At 38.6% G+C, this 19,256-nt stretch carries 18 protein-coding genes; 3 read left to right on the top strand and 15 right to left on the bottom strand.

The window, feature by feature from the left end; genetic code table 11:
* Positions 1 to 97: 97 nt before the first annotated feature.
* The 9 genes from rhaD to C0213_04420 form a co-directional block, all read right to left on the bottom strand.
* On the bottom strand, positions 98 to 913 hold the full coding sequence (rhaD, locus tag C0213_04460) for a rhamnulose-1-phosphate aldolase (GenBank protein ID AUX11685.1): 816 nt from the start codon (positions 911 to 913) through the stop codon (positions 98 to 100).
* Positions 914 to 933: 20 nt separating this feature from the next.
* Positions 934 to 2,187 carry an L-rhamnose isomerase gene (locus C0213_04455; GenBank protein AUX11684.1) on the bottom strand — a complete coding sequence of 418 codons (1,254 nt, stop codon included), beginning with the start codon at positions 2,185 to 2,187 and terminating at the stop codon, positions 934 to 936.
* Positions 2,180 to 2,509: an L-rhamnose mutarotase gene (gene rhaM / locus C0213_04450; protein ID AUX11683.1), complete on the bottom strand. Its 330-nt coding sequence runs from the start codon at positions 2,507 to 2,509 to the stop codon at positions 2,180 to 2,182. Before rhaM ends, C0213_04455 begins: the two co-directional genes overlap by 8 nt.
* On the bottom strand, positions 2,506 to 3,975 hold the full coding sequence (gene rhaB, locus C0213_04445) for a rhamnulokinase (protein ID AUX11682.1): 1,470 nt from the start codon (positions 3,973 to 3,975) through the stop codon (positions 2,506 to 2,508). Before rhaB ends, rhaM begins: the two co-directional genes overlap by 4 nt.
* A gap of 505 nt (positions 3,976 to 4,480) precedes the next feature.
* Positions 4,481 to 5,155: a hypothetical protein gene (locus tag C0213_04440; protein AUX11681.1), complete on the bottom strand. Its 675-nt coding sequence runs from the start codon at positions 5,153 to 5,155 to the stop codon at positions 4,481 to 4,483.
* Positions 5,156 to 5,209: 54 nt separating this feature from the next.
* Positions 5,210 to 5,962: a DUF4931 domain-containing protein gene (locus C0213_04435; GenBank protein AUX11680.1), complete on the bottom strand. Its 753-nt coding sequence runs from the start codon at positions 5,960 to 5,962 to the stop codon at positions 5,210 to 5,212.
* 9 nt (positions 5,963 to 5,971) lie between these two features.
* On the bottom strand, positions 5,972 to 6,346 hold the full coding sequence (locus tag C0213_04430; GenBank protein ID AUX11679.1) for a methylglyoxal synthase: 375 nt from the start codon (positions 6,344 to 6,346) through the stop codon (positions 5,972 to 5,974).
* On the bottom strand, positions 6,343 to 7,335 hold the full coding sequence (galE, locus tag C0213_04425) for a UDP-glucose 4-epimerase GalE (protein AUX11678.1): 993 nt from the start codon (positions 7,333 to 7,335) through the stop codon (positions 6,343 to 6,345). Before galE ends, C0213_04430 begins: the two co-directional genes overlap by 4 nt.
* Before the next feature lie 14 nt (positions 7,336 to 7,349).
* A complete protein-coding gene (locus tag C0213_04420) occupies positions 7,350 to 7,907 on the bottom strand; it encodes a flavodoxin (GenBank protein AUX11677.1) in 558 nt (185 codons plus the stop codon).
* A gap of 105 nt (positions 7,908 to 8,012) precedes the next feature.
* Between C0213_04420 and C0213_04415 the strand changes: the two genes are divergently transcribed.
* Positions 8,013 to 8,963: a hypothetical protein gene (locus C0213_04415; GenBank protein ID AUX11676.1), complete on the top strand. Its 951-nt coding sequence runs from the start codon at positions 8,013 to 8,015 to the stop codon at positions 8,961 to 8,963.
* 428 nt (positions 8,964 to 9,391) lie between these two features.
* Here C0213_04415 and C0213_04410 read toward each other — a convergent pair whose 3' ends face one another.
* The 4 genes from C0213_04410 to C0213_04395 all read right to left on the bottom strand — a co-directional run bounded on the left by C0213_04410 (position 9,392) and on the right by C0213_04395 (position 13,521).
* Positions 9,392 to 10,234 (bottom strand): xylose isomerase, encoded by an 843-nt coding sequence (locus tag C0213_04410; GenBank protein ID AUX11675.1) that lies wholly within the window; start codon positions 10,232 to 10,234, stop codon positions 9,392 to 9,394.
* 78 nt (positions 10,235 to 10,312) lie between these two features.
* A complete protein-coding gene (locus tag C0213_04405; protein ID AUX11674.1) occupies positions 10,313 to 11,611 on the bottom strand; it encodes a glycoside hydrolase family 28 in 1,299 nt (432 codons plus the stop codon).
* A 22-nt stretch (positions 11,612 to 11,633) separates the two neighbouring features.
* Positions 11,634 to 12,731 (bottom strand): glycoside hydrolase 105 family protein, encoded by a 1,098-nt coding sequence (locus tag C0213_04400; GenBank protein AUX11673.1) that lies wholly within the window; start codon positions 12,729 to 12,731, stop codon positions 11,634 to 11,636.
* A 115-nt stretch (positions 12,732 to 12,846) separates the two neighbouring features.
* Positions 12,847 to 13,521: a hypothetical protein gene (locus C0213_04395; protein AUX11672.1), complete on the bottom strand. Its 675-nt coding sequence runs from the start codon at positions 13,519 to 13,521 to the stop codon at positions 12,847 to 12,849.
* 313 nt (positions 13,522 to 13,834) lie between these two features.
* On the opposite strand from C0213_04395, the gene C0213_04390 reads away from it, so the two are divergent.
* Positions 13,835 to 15,175 (top strand): MFS transporter, encoded by a 1,341-nt coding sequence (locus C0213_04390; GenBank protein ID AUX12812.1) that lies wholly within the window; start codon positions 13,835 to 13,837, stop codon positions 15,173 to 15,175.
* A 115-nt stretch (positions 15,176 to 15,290) separates the two neighbouring features.
* Positions 15,291 to 16,274, top strand: a complete 984-nt coding sequence (locus C0213_04385) for a transcriptional regulator (protein AUX11671.1) — start codon at positions 15,291 to 15,293, stop codon at positions 16,272 to 16,274.
* Between the two features lie 52 nt (positions 16,275 to 16,326).
* Here C0213_04385 and C0213_04380 read toward each other — a convergent pair whose 3' ends face one another.
* Complete coding sequence (locus tag C0213_04380; GenBank protein AUX11670.1) at positions 16,327 to 17,826, bottom strand: altronate hydrolase; 1,500 nt, start codon at positions 17,824 to 17,826, stop codon at positions 16,327 to 16,329.
* Positions 17,823 to 19,247 (bottom strand): altronate oxidoreductase, encoded by a 1,425-nt coding sequence (locus tag C0213_04375; GenBank protein AUX11669.1) that lies wholly within the window; start codon positions 19,245 to 19,247, stop codon positions 17,823 to 17,825. Before C0213_04375 ends, C0213_04380 begins: the two co-directional genes overlap by 4 nt.
* Positions 19,248 to 19,256 lie beyond the last annotated feature (9 nt).

Raw genomic sequence — 19,256 nt, 5'->3', positions numbered from 1 at the left:
TCAAAATATTTCTTATAGAGAAACCTAATTCTCTATAAATAAATTATATTGTAAATATAACGCATTTGTTCGAAAAATACAAGCGTTTTCAGTCGGATTAAATAAATGCCCGATTTGGTTGAACATTGAAGACTTTAGCAAGGTCTAAGAGGTCTTGATCAGTAATAGTTTGTTCAATCTTGCCACCTTGTTGTTGAATGACAGTCCAAATTTGAGCTGCTTTTTCAATTGTTTCGATTAAGCCAAAAGCTTCGTCAATCGTTGCACCAGTGCCGAATAAGCCATGTTGTGGCCAGATAACAGCCCGGAAATCTTTCAATTTAGCAGCTGTAGCTTCACCAATTTGGTTCGTACCGGGTACCATCCAAGGAATGATGCCGATACCTTCTGGGAAGACCACTAATGATTCAGTTTGCATCTTCCATAAAATCCGGCTGAAGATTTTTTCGTCTAATTTTTGCGTAAATGTCATAGCGATTAAGTTTGTTGGGTGACAATGCATAACTACTCGTTGGTCGCTGTGTTCTGCCAAACGGGCTTGATGACCCATCAAATGCGTTGGGAATTCACTAGTAGGTGCTGCCCCGTCTGAATAGCCCCATAACAAGTCTACTGCTTTACCGTCTTCTGTGATGCGTACTAAGCCTAAATCACGTTCTGGGAAATCGATGATATTTTTGAAATAACGACCAGTTGCTGAGACCAAGAAATACATACCGGCTAAATCGCGGCCATCAAAGTTAATTGGAATTGTTCTTTTAACTGTTTGGATGTCATCATAATCCGTTAATTCTTCAGGGAGAATCCGATAGCTGACGTTACCACCATTTCGTTCATCCCAACCGTGATCGTATAATCTAAAGGTAATTTTAGCAACTTCTTTTACAAGTGGTGAATTAATAAATTTTGTCATTTCTCTCATTCCTCTTTCGCTTAGCGTTTTAGTAAAACATCTTTTTCATATTGATCAACATCAGCCAGCCAATCTGTGCCAACTGGTACGTTTTGACGTGCACAGAATTCATCCCAAACAGCACCAAATGGATATGATTTCAATTCTTCGGTAATCGCAAGGCGTTTCGTTAAATCACCATCAATTTCCATTGCTTTAAGCGTGTCGATTGGGGCTAACATGCCCATTAAAACGGCCTTTTGTGTTGCACGTGCACCGATTACCCAACCAGCAATTCGGTTGATTGTGGCATCGAAGAAATCTAAACCGATATTTGTTTTGCTTAATAAATCATCGCGAACTAATGAGCGCATCATGCGAATCAAAGCATCGTCCATGATAACCACGTGGTCACTATCCCAACGTACTGGCCGTGAAACGTGGAGCATCAAACCTTTACCAAATGGCAAGAAGGCTGAGAACTTATCAGAAACATCTTCTGTTGGGTGGAAATGACCAGCATCGATTGTCCAGAGTTTTTGACGCGTTAAGGCGTAGTTGGCATAGAATTCATGTGAGCCAACTGTGTAAGATTCGACCCCGGTTCCGAATAACTTACCTTCGAAAGTTTCAATCGTATTTTGTTCTGGTAATGGGTCTTTAATAATTTCATCCAATGAATCAATTAAACGTAACCGCGGTGTTAATTTATCAATTGGATTATCTTTGTAACCATCTGGAATCCAGAAATTATTAACGGATTGTTGGCCTAATTCTTTACCAAAATAGTTAGCAATTTTACGGCTTCGTTTACCATGTTCAATCCAGAAATCGCGAACCGCTTTGTCAGGACTAGCTAATGTAAAGCCATCTTTTAACATGGGATGTGAGAAGAATGTGCCGTTCATATCAAGGCCTACACCTTCTTTTTTAGCCCAATCTACCCAATATTTGAAATCTTCTGGTTCTAATTCGTCTAAATCTTTCTTTTGATCAGTTACCGCGTAAATGGCGTGTAATTGGACTTTATGTTGGCCAGGAATCAATGAGAGTGCTTTTGATAAATCACTGCTCAATTGATCAGGGGTGGTCGCAACTCCTGGGTAATTACCACTAACACCGATCCCACCGGTTAATTCTTGGTTGGGGAACAAGAAGCCATGAACGTCATCCCCTTGCCAACTATGGATTGATAATTTAACTTGTCCTAGTGCCTTTAAAACGGCTTCGGTATCAACGCCAATTGCTGCGTAGCGTTCTTTTGCGATTTCATATGCTGATGCGACTTTATTCATGATGCTCCTCCTCTAAATGAAATACTTCTTGTAGGTCGACTGCTACCGGACTTTCGTCGGTGTTAGTTTTCATGAGTGGTGCCATATAATGCCACCATTTTCGACAAATATCGGTATCGGCGATTTTTTGATATTGCGCCTCGTCTTTTACTTCTAAATAGGCGAATAAATGGCCGGTTGCATGTTCTAAAAAGATCGAATAATTGCGGGCACCATATTGGTTAAGTGCTTGTTGCATTTCTGGCCATAACTGCGCGTGCCGTTTTTCATATTCGGCCGCCTGATCTGGTTTTAAATACATAATTTGTGCGATTCGTTTCAATTGCTGGCCACCTCTTTAAGTGTTTTAAGAAATTGTTGGTAATTGGTTAAGACATCACTGTAAGTGGTTTGTGGCGTGAAAGTCTTCAGATCAAATGAGGCTTGAATAACTTTTCGACCCGCTGCGACATCTTGTAGTTCGTGGGTACTAATCATCTGGACGATTAAATTCCCGATGGCAGTTGCTTCACCCGGTCCAGCGACGACTGGCATTTGTGCCAAGTCACTGGTTAATTGATTGAGGTAAGCGACATTGCTACCACCACCGACGATATTGAGTTGCTCAACGGGTTTAGCGGTGATCTCTGCTAGAACGCCTAATTGGGTCGCATAATCAAGTGCTAAGTTGGAATAAACTGCGTTGACGAGTTCGCCAACTGAATGAGGCATTTTTTGCCCCGTTTTTTGACAATAGTCTTGAATAGCTTGAATCATGCTCTCAGGGTTAATGAAACAGTCGTCGTTGACGTCCATAAATTGCTGGAATGGTTTCTCCTTAGCCGCTAATGCCGCCATCTCTGCAAAACTGTATTTATTCTTAAGCTCTGCTTTGATTCGTTGGACCATCCACAAACCCATGATGTTCTTCAAGAAACGGTAAGTGCCATATGCGCCCCATTCATTGGTGTAGTTTTGTTCAAAGGCCGCTTGCCCATTTTCCGGAACGTTCAATTCACGGCCAATCAACGACCAAGTGCCTGAGCTTAGAAAAGCCCATTTATCGCCAACACCTGGTGTCCCAACAACCGCCGAAGCTGTGTCGTGGGTCGCTACTGTAATCACGTCGCATTCTGGAATGGCATATTGGCGGTGCCATTTATTCGTAATCTTACCCAGATAGGTGCCAGCCTCAACTAAATGTGGGAATTGATGGGCCGAAACCTTTAGTTTTTCCAATAAATGATTATCGAAAAGCCCTTCTCGCAAGTTCAACATTTGCGTCGTTGATGCGTTTGTGACCTCAGTTACCGAATTGCCGGTTAAAACATAACCTAGGTAATCGGGTACCATCAAAATTTTATCCGTCGCTTGCAACATCTTTTGGTTTTCAGAATAGAGTTGATACAACGTATTAAAGTTTAAAAATTGAATCCCTGTTTTTTCGTAAATATAGTCTTTTGAATATTGCGCTGTTAGCTCATTAAAGGCGCTTTGTGTCCGGTGATCACGATAGCTTACTGGATCTGCCAGTTTCTGTCCGTCGTCACCGACCAAGATATAATCAACACCCCAAGTATCAATACCAAGCGTTGCTGAATCGATACCTTGCGCTTTGGCTTTTTCTAAACCCAATAGAATTTGTTGGACTAAATAATCAATGTCCCAACAATCACGTTCATTTTCTTTATGAAAATCATTTTTGAAGCGATGCAGTTCTTGAATTTTTAATTGTTCATTTTGTAAGTAACCTAGCATTAATCGGCCACTTGAAGCACCGATATCGATTGCAATGTATTTCTTTCCCAAAATCGTCACCTTCTATCTTATTGCTTAGCTCATAGTCTTATTAAACCGCTTGCGGCAACCGCTTTCAATAACACTTAAAATCGTAAAAATATCATATATACAGATTATGTTAATTTTTGCTCTAGAATATAAGCAAAACCCTTTAGTAACTCTAACCAACAAAAACTTAATCTATTCTGAAAGAGCAAAATGACACTACAAAACGGATCGAAATAAAACTAGGCGACACATCGTCGATAAAATATCGACAACATACCGCCTAGACAAGACAACTACATATTTACTTTGTTAGAACTATGACATACTTTTACAATTATTTCTGTATAGATATATTTTGTGTCATCTACACCTAAAATTGTTTTTTAAATTCATAAAAGGTACAGCAATTCAGGAGAATCCGGAAAATATCATTATTATTAGTTCCCTGAAAGTAGTTATATGATACATATTCATTTGAAAATAGCGTACTCTATAACTTTCATTATAATTACAGTTACAATGAAAGTTATGGTCTGTTTCGCATGTTTGCTTGATTTTGATTGAAATTCAAAACAATCTCAGAATCTGTTTTTTCTTGATCTGGATTTTCTGAATATAAAAAACTTATACGAGAATCATTGGCATAAAGCGCAAATAAATCCGGCCGCATCTTGTGGGTTTTTTCAGTATTAAATTCTGATCGTTGGCCATAAACACCAAATTGATTTTGAGGGTTTAACCTAATACCGATGCAATACTTCTTATTAGGGTTTTCAGGGTCGCTATTAGCAGCGTTATCCCTTATTGCTGCCTTTACCTTTGCTGGAAAGATGCCTGTATAAATCGGAGATATTGCTTCATTCATTGAGATTCCAATGGAGCCAATTAATCTACCAAAATGATTTTCTTGGGAATTGTTAGTGTCGATTCCAAAAAAATCATAGAAATCACCATTATGTTTTCCTGCACGAAGGCCATTAGTTTCAGAATATATCATATTGAAGTGCTGCTGATCATTCTGAGGATTGACAACTATAATGGCACAAAGTATTCCTTGCTGGTCATAGTCACTCAAATCTGACGCCGCTATGCTAACGACAGTAGGATATTCCACCCCATTAAACGTAAAGTTAAACCCCGATATTATGAACCCATGCACTTTCATGTTTGAAATATGAGAATTCATTTTTCTTAAAAACATCTTTGTGTTTCTCCTTTTTTTATTAAAAACACTGATTTACTAATAGTTAAATTGCTAGCAAAATTTTAAAAAATCTTCTTTGATATGCTGTACATAATGATTATCGAATTTTTGTCCAATTCTATATCCAACAAAATATGGGGATGCAATAAACCTTGGAACAACCTTACAAATATATTGGTTTTCAATCTTATAGAAAAAAAGATTGTAGGAATTACAAAGGCCTTGATAATACTGATTCAAAACGAATTTGACGGTGTTTTGGATTATTTTTGCAGCTATCGGCAATTTTTCATCAGTGTGCCAGATAATATTTGTCTCGAAAAAACCCATAATTGGGGATTCCGATATACTTGCTATCACACCTGCCTCTTGATAAAGTATTGGACCACTGAAGTCATCTCCCGTAATACTTTTGTAGCCATTTGAATTTTTCAATCCAACTATTTGCATGTGTGGATGATCTTGTGAACCTCCAGATTCCGGCCCAAAATTTTTATACAATAAAACGCTTTTGAACTCTCCTGAATTTATTAATTCTTCCCAGCTACTTACAGCATAGTTTAGTATACATTCCCATTCATTTATTTCGTAATTTGATATATCGCCATCATGCTTTTCCGATTCTATCAGTACCAACTGAGTAGTATTTTCAAGTGTCGGATACTTATTCTCTAGTAGAATCATTTCTCCCTGTGTGTCGATCACACCACTCAATTTGTTTGTAGAGCAAAACGGACACTCATGTTTTATCTTAGTTTTCCGAATGCCTGTTGTTGCAACAAAAGTTAGTATATTTTTACTCATGCACTCACCTCATTGACAATGCTTTTGTAGTGAATCTAGTACCACTCTTGCTGTTGCACTATTAGTCGCAAACACGACATCATGAAGATTTGATATTCTGACCAACATTTGGATATCATTCTCATGAGGATGTGAGCTCAATGGATTGATTAGAAATATTAAAATATCCAAGTCATGTTTCAATATCATATTTGCTACCTCAATATCACCACCATCTGGACCACTTTCAAATAACTTAATGTCGGAAATTCCCATTTTTTCAATTTCCATTCCAGTATGCTTTGTTGAGAATAACTCTTGTTTTTTTAAAATTTGACTGTATTGTTTGGTAATATTCAATAATTCTTGTTTTTTTTCATTATGTGCAACTAAAGCGATTTTCATTTCTTATATCCTTCGGGGTTATTTTTGTGCCAGTTCCAGGCTGTTTCAATGATATCTTTGACGTCGCTATGTTTTGGTTTCCAACCAAGAACTTCTCTTGCTTTCGTACTGTCCGCTACCAATACATCTGGGTCCCCCGGTCTTCGAGGTGAAATAGTTGTAGGTATTGCCTTACCAGTCACTTCTCGAGTCGCATCAAGTATTTCTTTAACCGAATAGCCCTGATTAGAGCCTAAATTAAATGCAGTGCTTGAGTGACCCAATTTCATATATTCGAGTGCCAATACATGCGCTTGAGCCAAATCTAATATATGAACGTAATCTCTGACGTTGGTGCCATCAGGCGTATTATAATCATCACCGTAGATATGGAACGTACGACTATCATCAGCCGCTACCTTTAAAATGTTTGGAATGAGATGCGTCTCCTTACTGTGCGCTTCACCAATCTGTCCGTTTGGATGAGCACCTGCTGCATTAAAATACCTAAGAGCAACATACTTAATGCCATCAGCTTGATCTACCCATTGCATAATACGTTCCATCATTAATTTACTATCACCATATGGATTGATTGGATTTTTCGCATCATCTTCTTGTATATATTTTGCCTCTGGAATACCATAAACTGCAGCAGTCGTCGAAAATACAATTCTCTTTATGCTATATTCCTCCATTACTTCCAATAATGAAATGACACCAATAACGTTATTGTCGAAATATTTGAGCGGACTTGCGACGGACTCTGGCACAATTGAGTATGCATCCATATGAATCACAGCATCAATCTTTTCTTTTTTAAACAAACCTCTTAAAAATTCTTTATCTCTAGTATCTCCTTGGTAAAACCTAGCTTTAGAATGAACTGCCTCTCTAAAACCAGTAGAGAGGTTATCCGCGACTACGACATCAAAACCTTTATCAATTAAGTAATAAACCATATGTGAGCCAATATAGCCTGCACCACCGGCAACTAGAATTGTATCCATGATAATTCCTCCATTTATTTAACAATATTGTCGTTGATAAATTTCTGCATTACATTGACATATTCTTTAGCATTAGGATTCTTTACAACGTCGTGAAACGATAAAGCGCGTTCTTCAGGAACTAGTGGTTTAAATCCACAGTATTTGAAGGCACAATATAGTGGGAATAGCACATCATCTACATTTTTCCCTTCAAAAAATTCACTTGAATTATTAAACGCATATTCTGGAGCATTCCAAGTAGTCGATACAATATATTTAGTATCACCCATCATGCCGCCATCACCATAATGATTAGATGATCCGTAAAATTCATTGTACATAAATACATCGTCCAAATATTTTTTTAACTTACCGGGCACTTGAAACCAATAAATTGGAAACTGAAAAAACACTAAATCCGCCCATAAAAACTTATTTACCTCATCAATTGGTCGATAATCTTCTACAGTAGAAACTCTTACCTCATTTTCTTGTCTAACTCTATTCAAAAATGTGTGAAATAATAATTTATTTAACCCGCCATTACTATCAACATGTTCTGCATATCCATTAACTAATAAAATCTTCATCTTAAGTTCTCCCTTACCTATCTAACAATTTACATACTAAACGAGTATAATCAATGGAAAGGAAAACATCATATTACAATCGTAATAATTTAAGGGGTTAATTCGATGAACATTGGGGAAATAATCAGTTTCTATCGTAAGTACCAAAATCTAACTCAAGCTGAGTTGGCTCAAGGAATCTGTTCCCAAGGAAATATCAGTTTGATTGAAAAAGGATTGAGGGTTCCCTCTATCGAGGTAGTTACATCAATAAGTAACAAATTGGGGATTTCTTTAGATGTCTTCGAAAAAAGTGACTTCTACGAAAATCAAGAACGTCAGGTTAACGTTATATTAAATGAACTTGAATCCTTAGTTAATTGCCGTAATTACCGTAAAATGGCATTCTTATTGACAGACAATATCCTAAATAAATATTGTAATAATCCAATTTCAAAACAACAATTTCTTTGTTATAAAGGAATTTACATAAATTACTACGAAAAAAAGCCGTCAAAAGCTTTGGAGATCTATAGGCTCGCATTACAAGAAACAAATATAACGTCATTTCAGTCTATTTTTGACTTCCCAAAACATAAAAAAGAATTCTCCAAAATCGAAACTTTGCTTATCGCAGGTGCTGCAAGTTGCTATTATTTGACCTCTAAATACGAGAAGGCTTCCGTTCTGTTTGAAATTGCCTATAAAAATATCGACCATATTAAAATGCAAATGTCTACTCAAACACTAGGAACAATTTATTATAATGCTTGCAAAAATTTAAAAGCATTAGAAAAATACGATGATGCCGTTGAAATCGCTGAAAAGGGTATCTTATTTGAGTCTTCTCGAAAGACAATATACAGATCGGCAGAAATCTTATTTGAGTTAGGAGAAATTCTAATTCTTCAAGAAAAACCAAAGGAAGCAGAGAGAGCTTACATACGTTCTATGTACCTATCTTTCACAACAAATAATGATCATTTTCTACGGTTATTATTAATTGCTTTAAAACGCAAACAAAACTTACACTTACTGCAACAAAACATCACTATGCTTGAAAAGTCATTTTCTTAATTATTCCTCAAATCATCATTGATTTGTATCGCAAATACTCTATTTTTAATACGTAGTTCAAGATTTTCTTATTCATACTCAAGTAATACTTTTAACTTCGTCTGTTTAGAGATTTTAGTCATAAAAATACGCCAATTGTTAAAGTTTTTACTTTAATAACTGGAGTTTAAGTTAAATTGTACTTTTAATATTAGCAATCGCCTTGGCTACGTTGGTCGTTGAAATCTTGAAATTTAACAAAAAAAATAGCCGTCCACTTAGCGGTGTCGGCTATTTTAAGATAATTTAATTTAGTTTTACTGCCACCGTCGAAACGGTCTGCTTAACTTAAAGGGGTCATGTTACCGCATGGCTCCTTTTTGTATGCTTTTATTATACTGATAAAACTGTACCTACTCGTATTTCATTCTTTCAGTTCCCTTATTAGCTTAAGCTATGCGTTCAATCGTTTGTTGCAACAATTGAATCCCTGCTTCCAAGCCTTCTCTTGGGGCTTCGTCTAAAATAACAAGTCCTGCCGGTTGATAGTGCGCCATGATTTTAAAGAACCGTTCAAAATCCATGACGCCGGTCCCAGGGGCCATAATATCTTTAGTCGTTTCAAATTGATAGTCCTTCACATGAACCGCATAAATCGCATCGCCAAAGCGGGCCAAGCCCTCTTCCAAAATTTGATAAAGGTCGCCTTTATTGTCTTCATTCAATAAATTGACGGGATCTAAAATAATCTTCAGATTGGGTGAATCAACCGTCTTTAACAATTGGTCGATTGTCTCTAAAGAATGAATCGGATGATTAATGCCGGCTTCAATTCCGACCAATTGGCCCACCTTTTCAGCAGTCGTCACTAATGCTTGGACATTGGCGATTGTCTTTTGAACCACTTCTGGTGTGTAATTGCGTGTTGTGGGTTTAAACTCAGGATCTAAGCTGCCCGGTTCGGTCGCGACTAAATGGGCCCCATAAGTCCCGGCCAACGTTAAATATTGTTTGAATTGCGCAATATTAGCCGCTTGTTTGGTTTCATCAGGATCAATGAGATTAATATAGCTACTTAAAACGCCGATTTGAATCTTTTGGGCTTGCATCATTTGATTAACTTGGAACCCTAATCCCGCTGAAATACCGCGCCCATTTTGACTCAAGTGCGGTAATGAAATCCCATTGGCAAATTGGACGACGCGCACGCCGTTATCGGCAATGGTTTGTGTTAATTGCTCTAAATCATCACTAATCATAAAATCATGTGCTCTTAATCCAAGTGTTAACATCTTTTATAACTCCTTTTCAATAAAAAAGGTACTAAAACCCAACTGCAGATTTCAGTACCTCCTCATTTGTGTTTATTTTTAACGATTATCGTAGTGATCATTGGCATCATTATTGGCATTTTCAACCGAAACAACGACATCATCAAACTGTAATTGTTTAACAGCGATGATTTTTCCAAATTCCTTGGCCTCAATTGCCACGTGCCGGAAAGTGATATTGGTCATTGGTTTATCAGGATAAGCGCCAATATCAAAGGCCCGTGATGGCAATTGATAGTCTGCCGTCAGCGTCGCCTGCACATCTTGAACGACGATGTCTTCAACCAAACTCTTTTGTTGATCCTCTGGAATTTGAGCGGCGACTGCCTGCCAAGCGACCGGCATCTCGCTAACTGGTCGGTCGAATTCTTTTTGATTATAACTGGGGTGCCAATTTAATAACCATGAAAACGGAAATTGGACATTAATCATTGTTAGGCGTTCGACGCGGACATCGCGGATGAAGCCACCCCGAGCAGCCGATGATTTCATGCGAAAGCCACAACCACTGTTTTGATAAACAATATCATGAATATGCACATGTTGAACACCTGCTGAAATTTCACTCCCAATCACAATCCCATAACCACCGTTGATTTGACAGTTCTTGATTTCGATATGTTCAGATGGCCGATTGACACGCAATCCGTCACCGTCTCGGCCAGACTTAATAACAATACAATCATCCCCACAAGCCAATTGACAATCTTCAACCAAAACATATTGCGATGAATCAATATCAATTCCATCCGTACTAGGACCATTGTTATCACAAATGGTAATCCCTGCCACATGCACATGTTGCGAATAGGTAATCTGCAAGTTCCAAAAACCAGACTGCCGCAACGTTAAGTCATTAATACTAATCTGCTGTGATTCATAAACCAAAATTTCGCGGGGCCGGCGCACTTCGTAATCGACAATCCAGCGCAATTGACGCGCGTCATAATCGGCACGCGCACCACCTTTTTGATCAGCGCCCCAATAACGGTCCCACCAAACGGGTCCCTGACCGTCAATCAAGCCAGGTCCTTTAAGCGTCACATCAGTTACGCCGATTAAGTTCAAAATCGCAGCGGGCCATTGCATTTCAACGCCCGCGACACGCGTCTGAATTTCAGGATAATCCTGTAAGTCAGTTGAACCAATTAAGGTTGCACCTTTTTCAAAATAAAGCGTTAGATGACTTTTTAAAAAGAGTGACCCCACTAAGTAACGCCCCGCCGGAATGACCAGCGTATCAAACGGCTCACAAGCATCAATCGCTTGTTGCAAGTAAACCGTACTCAATGTTTGACCATCCGCATAAGTTTCATAATCTGTCAGTTGAACGCGCATCGACTCACCTTCTTAATGATGATTAATAGAATTCACTCAAGTATTCGCAGAGACAAAGGGTCGCCATTGATTGACCATAAGGCATCACTGAAATCTTGATATTCTTATAGAAGTCTTTGGTTTCGCCCATTGGTGTCCCAGCTGAAACGTAAGCTAAAGCGCCCGTTTCATCAATATTATCAAGTACCGCTTTCACCGCTTTTAAGCCCATTTCACGATAGTCTTCGCTGATATAGTGATTATGAATTGATTTCAAAATCCCATACGCAAAGCCAGCGGTTGCTGAACCTTCAATATATGAGTCTGGATCATCCACTAGAGTGTGCCAGAAGCCATTATCAGCTTGGTATTTTGCCAATGTATCGATTTGATATTGGAGGTTCATTTCTAAGAATGATTTAACCGCATCGTTTTCTTTGAAGTCAACTAATTCTAAGAATTCAGGAATCGCAATTGTAATCCATGAGTTACCACGGCCCCAGAAAGCGCCTGAGAAGTTATTGCGTTCGTTGAAGTTCCAACCGTGATACCAAAGGCCTGTTTTCTTGTCTGCTAAGAATTGAATGTGTAATAAGAATTGTTTCTTAGCTTCTTCAATATAATCATCATTTTTGAAAAGTTTCCCTAATTTGGCAAGTGTTAAGACACTCATCATTAAGGTATCATCCCACATTTCATTTTCGTTTAAATCACCGAAAGTAACGTGTTGGAAGCCACCGCGTTCTGTTCTTGGGAGGTCTTCGTATAACCATTTGCCCCATGATTTAAGATATGGTAAGTATTTTTTATCGCCAGTTTCTTCGTATAAAAATGCGAGTGTTTGCATTTGAACCATGGTATTGATATTTTTTTCAACTGGTTCTTTTTCGAATTGATCATCAAACCATTTGATCATTTGCGCTAAGATTTCTGGTTTACGGGTTAATTCGTAGTATTTCGTCATCCCGTATAAACCAATGCCTGATGTCCATTCCCAGTAGTTAAAACTCTTGTTATCAATGATTGAGCCATCAGCGACTTTGATTGAAAATTCACCAGTTGGATCGCTTAAATGCACTAAGTTGTCGATTAATAAATCAATTTTACCTTCAAGATTCTTTTTTGAAATTAATTGTGTCATAATTTTTCCTCCTAGCTTACGGTCTTTAGCAACCGCTTTCACTGATTATCATACAAACTTCACAAGGAAGCCACAATACAGATTATTAAGATGGCATTAACAAATATACAGATAACTAAATCGTTGGCCGGTGTTTCAAGTGTGTAAAGACGTGCTTATCCGACCAGCCGGTAATTGGGCCTTGAATAACTAACGAAATCGCAGTCCCAATATTGATTGCGACTAGACTTTTAGTTTGGAGCCAACAGAATAAAACAACTAACAAGGGTAACGTGTAGCTAACATACTGCCCAATCGCTGCATTCCCATGGAAAAAACTGAATCGCAGAATATACGATAAGTCATCATTGGGATGTAACACAATCCGAACCCGTTGATAGATTGACACCGCAACGCCAATCAATACAACCCCGACTAAGTCCAAGGCGATTCTGGGACCAAAAGGCAAGCGCCCTACTCCGAGTTCAACAAACATCTTAGTAAATTGCTGAACCAAGTAACTAAACGGCATAATGAAAATCAAGTTGCCAATAATCCGGCGCATATCGACTCGGCGCAACAAGATGATATTGACAAAAATAACAATAATTCCATATAAGAATAAAATCAATCCCAATCCGCTGTGTAAGTAACTCGCTAAATTAGCTGCCGAAGCTGTCCAGATTGCACTCCCTAGATTAGTAGCAACTGTTAAGGCATTCGCCAATCCGTTCAATAAGATCGAAATAATAAAATAAAATAACGTTTCAAACACAGTTAGTTTCCTTAATGCCCCATTTTCAGCATACACAGTATTCTCCTCCTCACAATTAAAAATTGGCTATGCCTTAATTGTACAGTGTTAGCGCTTTATTTTCTGCTTAAAAATACCTAATATGTATAAGTGATACAAATAAACATAAAAAAACATATTGCGACGGACCGGTGGATATTGTTCAATAAGACTGTAAGCGTTTACCAGAAATCATTCATAATTTTTTAAGGAGATGCATAATATGAAAGCACCTACAGCGACTCATCCAGGTACTCAATCAACCACAGCGCAACACGAAGCTGTGAAAACTAACGCCAAACCATTTGGTCTTCGCGACAAAATTGGTTACATGTTCGGTGATTTAGGGAATTGTTTTATACTCGGCCTTGTGAATAGTTTCCTAATGATTTATTACACGAACGTGCTCGGGATTGCCGGTGGGGTAGTTGGGATTTTATTCTTAACAGCTAGAATTATCGATGCTTTTGCTGATGTTACAGTGGGCCGGATTGCCGACACAACGGCCTTAACCAGTGAAGGTCGTTTCCGTCCTTGGATTCGTCGGATGAAATATCCTTTCTGCTTAATTACAATCATCATGTTCTTACCATTCATGCACTCATTACCAATGACCTTAAAGATTGTCTACATCTTCATTTCATACCTGGTTTATGGGATTTTCTTATCAGCAATCAATATCCCTTACGGTTCAATGGCTTCAGCAATTAGTGCTGACCCCGATCACCGTGCTTCATTATCAACTTTCAGAAGTTTAGGCTCAGCTATCGGTGGTGCTTCAACTGGGTTCTTAATCCCTATCTTCATGTACGCACAAGCTGCTGATGGTCGCCAAGTTGTTTCAAACATGCGTTTCTTCATTATCGCAATCGTTTGTTCATTACTTGCCTTCTTGTCATACAATATGACATACAAACTAACAACTGAACGGGTTCAAATTCAAAAACATGAAAAAGTAAGCGCTAAAGATTTATTAAAAGGAATGGCTAAAAACAAAGCATTACTTGCCCTTGTTGCTGTCGATTTATTCATCGTTATCAACCAAATCTTATCAGGCACAACCACTACTTATCTTTTCAATGACTATTTCCATAACAAAGAAGCGATGTCAATCGCCCTTCTCTTCACTTACGGGACAGTTATCTTGCTTGCACCTTTTGCAACTTGGGTGATCAAACGTTTTGGTAAGAAAGAAGCCAGTGTTGTGACCTTAGTTTTCTCATCTGCTTTATATTTCATCATGTACTTCATGCACATTCACAATGCTTGGGTTTACCTTGTCTTCATGTTCATCGCAACTTTAGGTTTTTCACTTTTCAACTTAATGGTCTGGGCTTTCATCACTGACGTTATTGATTACCATCAATACGTGACTGGCTATCGTGAAGACGGTACCGTTTACGGTGTAAATTCATTCGCTCGTAAAGTTGGCCAAGCCTTAGCTGGTGGGATCGGTGGTTTCATGCTTCAATTAATCGGCTACCAATCATCAACAAATGGTGGTGCCGTTCAAAGTATCGCCGTTGAAAACCGGATTTATGGTTTAGCGAACTTATTACCAGCCGCATTATTATTAATCGCTGCATTAATCCTTGCCTTCTTATACCCACTTAACAAGAAGACAATTGATGATGTTGATGCTAAACTTAAAGAAATTAACAACCAAGATTAATCTCAACTAATCTTTAAGACGCTAAGTAAATCTCATTTTACTTAGCGTTTTTTTTAATCTTATGCTACGATGTAATCAGTTACATTACTGATAATTTGTTTTAGGAGACCTCTAAATGGAACAAACTTTAGCCACTTTTTTAAAACAAGAAACACCGATTGAGACACTACAACGAACCAGCCACCGCTTTGTCCCCGACTTTCCCACGGCTACGGTCCCTGAGTCACCAGCCGAATTTAAACTGGAAAGTCAGTACTTCTTCAAAAATAAAGATATTTACATCAATAAACACAATCGCTATGCTGCCTATCCAAAACACTCTCACGATTTTATGGAGCTCAACTATATCTATTCCGGTGAGTGTACCGAAATTATCGATGGACAAAAAGTGCATTTAAAACAACATGATATTCTCTTAATTGATATCGGTAGTGAACATTCAATTGAACCATTAGGCGAGAATGATATCTTGATCAACATTCTCTTTCAAAATCAAAATATCAATCTTCACTGGCTCGAACAGATGAAATCAAACCGCAGTATTTTATTTGATTTCTTAATCAACAACCATACCGAGGCGCAGAAGAACTTCTTACTCTTCCAAGATAACTTGCCTAAAATTAGTAATGTCATTGAACAATTACTGACCGAGTACTACTTTCCAGCCGATTTTTCGGATGTGATTATCAGCCATTATTTAATCATTTTGCTAACTGAATTAATGCGCAACTATGATCCCAGCATGGTCCGGGACACCAATCAGATGCCCAACGATCTTTTAAACCGGATTTTTGCGATTATTGAAAAGGACTATACAACACTAACCCTCACTGCCTTAGCAGAGAAGCTAAGCTACACCAAAAACTACCTCAGTAACTTCATTAAGGCTGAAACACACGTCACCTTTACAGAGTTACTCAATAAGCAAAAGCTACTGAAAGCCCATCTTTTGATCAGCTCGACGCAGCGAACAATCGACGATATCATCGCTGAAATCGGCTATACGAACAAGAACTACTTCTACAAGGAATATAAGAAGGCCTACCATGAACTCCCATCGGAAACACGCAAACATAAGACAGACGATAATTTACTGTAACTAAAAAAAGAGTCACAATTAATAATTGTGACTCTTTTTTTGATTCCTAATTTTATTCCGTGACACCATTTTTAAAAATAGCAATCCCGTGAATCCCAAATTGTTCGTTATTAGTTGGACGGCCACTTGCTGTTTCGATAATAAAATCGATGAATTGATCCGCCAAATCATCCATTGATTTGTTCATTAATTGGCCAGCATCAAAGTCAATCCAACGTGGTTTCTTATCTGCAATGTAGGAATTTGACGCCACTTTAACAGTTGGGACATAAGTCGCAAACGGTGTCCCCCGACCGGTTGTAAAGAGCACCATCTGACAATCAGCAGAAGCCAATGCTGATGATGAGACTAAATCATTTCCGGGTGCTTGTAATAGTGACAAGCCATTAGTCTTCAATTTATCGCCGTATTGTAAAACATCGCATACTGGTGAAGTCCCTGATTTTTGCGTACACCCTAGCGATTTATCCTCTAAAGTTGAAATCCCACCTTCTTTATTACCTGGTGATGGGTTTTCATAAATAGGTTGGTGATAAGATTCAAAGTAAGCTTTAAAATCATTAATCAATTCGACAATTTTTTCAAAAGTCGGTTGATCCTTAGCCCGTGACATTAAGATTTGTTCAGCGCCAAACATTTCTGGGACTTCCGTTAAAACCGTTGAACCACCTTGGGCCACAATATAATCTGATAAGCGGCCTAATAACGGGTTGGCAGTGACCCCGGATAGCCCATCTGAACCGCCACATTTCAAGCCAATCTTCAAATCACTTAGCGGACATTTCACACGATGATCATCTTTAGCGGCTTCATTTAGTTCTTCCAATAAATCTAGTGCATCACCTAGTTCATCTTTCACTTCTTGTGAAATGATAAATTTCATACGATCTGGATTAATCGGTTCGTAGGCTTCGATGGCCGCTTTCATCCCGTCCATCTGGTTATTTTCACAACCGAGACCAAAGACTAAGACCCCACCAGCATTTGGTTGAAGCGCGGCATCCACTAAAATTCGGCGGGTCATTTCAAAATCGTCACCCAATTGTGAACAACCATAGGGATGTTTCAAAACGATGATGTTATCAAATGAGCCATTATCTGGATGAAGCGCCTTAAATTGTTGTACAAAGATGTCCAACAAGGGATTGATACAGCCTACGGTTGGAATAATGTAGAGGTTATTTCGAATGCCGACTTTTCCGTTATCGCGCTGATACCCCATAAAATACCGTTCTGGTTCCTTTTGATAATGGTTGGGAATGGTCATTGGTTGATAATCATAAGCCAGTTGGTCCTTCAAGTTAGTGGCCAGATTATGCGTATGCACCCATTGTCCAGCCACAACATCTTCAGTCACATGGCCAATTGGATAACCATATTTAATGACATCGGCATTTTTTGAGAGTGCTTGTAGTGTGAATTTATGCCCGCGTTTGACGTCCTCTTGCAGCGTGACCGGTGTTTCAAGATCTGCTATCACAGTTCCAGCCGTTAGATCTTGCAAAGCTACTGCAACGTTATCATTCGCGTTTAAAATGACGTATTGATTCATAGTGTTTCTCCTTTATTAATCGCACGTACTAATTGCCGTGTTTGTTGATTCAAAATTTGTGCCATATCAGCTTTAACAGTTGCCTCTAAGCCAGGTAATTGCGTTAAATCCACTCCCCATAAGGCTTCAGCAGCCAATGCCTTTTCGATATAATCTGGTTGTTGTTGAATAGTTTTGAAAAAAGCGATTGTTTCCGGTGTATCGTTAGGTTCAATTGCAATATCAGGATAGTCCCCATAAATGACTAATAAAGCGGCTAAGGCGAGTGCCATTCGAACGGGAACTTGATGCTGTTGTTCAATATTTTGTTGTAAGCTAGGTAAGAGGCGCGCTTTAAATTTAGAAATGCTATTTAACGCGATTGATGCCAATTCGTGTTTAACATACGGATTAGCAAAACGTTCCTTAATGCCTTCCGCATAATCAGCCAATTCTTGGTGAGGCAAATCGATTACTGGCATAATTTCGGTATACATTTCATCGTTAATAAACTGGCTAAAATCAGGATCAGCCATCACTTGACCCACCGTTTCTAAGCCAGCTAAGCGCGCAATAGGAGCCATCGTACTATGCGGGCCGTTTAGCAAGCGTACTTTGCGTTCACGATAAGGTTGCATATCGTCGGTGATGACAACATTAATGCCGGCCGCTTTTAATGGTAATCGTTCCGCTAAGCTGGCATCCCCTTCAATGACAAAGATTAAAAAGGGTTCAGCCTTAACAATTAAATCATCTTGGTAACCGAATTGTTCACATAATTCGGCAGCCCGTTCCTTAGGATAACCGGGTACAATCCGGTCAACCAATGTTGAATAGAACCGATTTTCTGTGTTGACCCATTGCTTAAAGTCAGCTCCGAGTGACCAAAGATCGGCGTATTTCAAAACACAATCTTTCAATTGATCACCATTATGGTTAATCAATTCGCAAGGAATGATGTCAAAGCCGGCCTTTTGTAACTTAAAGCGTTCGTATAATAGCGCTGTCAATTTGCCTGGATAAGTATTTGGTGTGCTAGTCGTCAATTGGTCTGTTGGATCAAACTGAATACCGGCTTCAGTCGTATTGGAGAAAATAAACGCAAGATTATCATCTTGTGCCAAATCAAGATAGGCTGCAAAATCAGCATACGGGTTAACAGTCCCATTAATAGCAGTGATGACTTCCGAAGATTGAATTTTTTTTCCTGCTAATAACCCTTCCAGTAAAACCGTATAGAGATTATCTTGATCCGCTAGTCGATTAACCATGCCGTGTTCAATTGGTTGAATGACCTTCACCCCACCGTTAAATAAACCTTGATTATTCATCTGTTGAATTTGCCAATCAACGAAAGCTCTTAGAAAATTCCCTTCGCCAAATTGTAGGACTTTAGTTGGCAATTCTTTTTCTCGCTTAATAACCGCATTTATCATTTCCATTTAATATGT

Source organism: Latilactobacillus sakei (assembly GCA_002953655.1).
Taxonomy (GTDB): Bacteria; Bacillota; Bacilli; order Lactobacillales; family Lactobacillaceae; genus Latilactobacillus; species Latilactobacillus sakei_A.
The sequence above is the reverse complement of the archived record's forward strand: the minus strand, read 5'-3'. Positions and strand labels throughout refer to the sequence as shown.

Bases quoted from the DNA above. Each gene is read 5' to 3' on its own strand.
- C0213_04415 (AUX11676.1), top strand. From the start codon at position 8,013: ATGAACATTGGGGAAATAATCAGTTTCTATCGTAAGTACCAAAATCTA.
- C0213_04410 (AUX11675.1), bottom strand. From the start codon at position 10,234: ATGTTAACACTTGGATTAAGAGCACATGATTTTATGATTAGTGATGAT.
- C0213_04375 (AUX11669.1), bottom strand. From the start codon at position 19,247: ATGGAAATGATAAATGCGGTTATTAAGCGAGAAAAAGAATTGCCAACT.
- C0213_04420 (AUX11677.1), bottom strand. From the start codon at position 7,907: ATGAAGATTTTATTAGTTAATGGATATGCAGAACATGTTGATAGTAAT.
- C0213_04440 (AUX11681.1), bottom strand. From the start codon at position 5,155: ATGTTTTTAAGAAAAATGAATTCTCATATTTCAAACATGAAAGTGCAT.
- C0213_04430 (AUX11679.1), bottom strand. From the start codon at position 6,346: ATGAAAATCGCTTTAGTTGCACATAATGAAAAAAAACAAGAATTATTG.
- C0213_04380 (AUX11670.1), bottom strand. From the start codon at position 17,826: ATGAATCAATACGTCATTTTAAACGCGAATGATAACGTTGCAGTAGCT.
- C0213_04405 (AUX11674.1), bottom strand. From the start codon at position 11,611: ATGCGCGTTCAACTGACAGATTATGAAACTTATGCGGATGGTCAAACA.
- galE (AUX11678.1), bottom strand. From the start codon at position 7,335: ATGGATACAATTCTAGTTGCCGGTGGTGCAGGCTATATTGGCTCACAT.
- C0213_04400 (AUX11673.1), bottom strand. From the start codon at position 12,731: ATGACACAATTAATTTCAAAAAAGAATCTTGAAGGTAAAATTGATTTA.
- rhaD (AUX11685.1), bottom strand. From the start codon at position 913: ATGACAAAATTTATTAATTCACCACTTGTAAAAGAAGTTGCTAAAATT.
- C0213_04385 (AUX11671.1), top strand. From the start codon at position 15,291: ATGGAACAAACTTTAGCCACTTTTTTAAAACAAGAAACACCGATTGAG.
- C0213_04455 (AUX11684.1), bottom strand. From the start codon at position 2,187: ATGAATAAAGTCGCATCAGCATATGAAATCGCAAAAGAACGCTACGCA.
- C0213_04390 (AUX12812.1), top strand. From the start codon at position 13,835: ATGTTCGGTGATTTAGGGAATTGTTTTATACTCGGCCTTGTGAATAGT.
- C0213_04435 (AUX11680.1), bottom strand. From the start codon at position 5,962: ATGAGTAAAAATATACTAACTTTTGTTGCAACAACAGGCATTCGGAAA.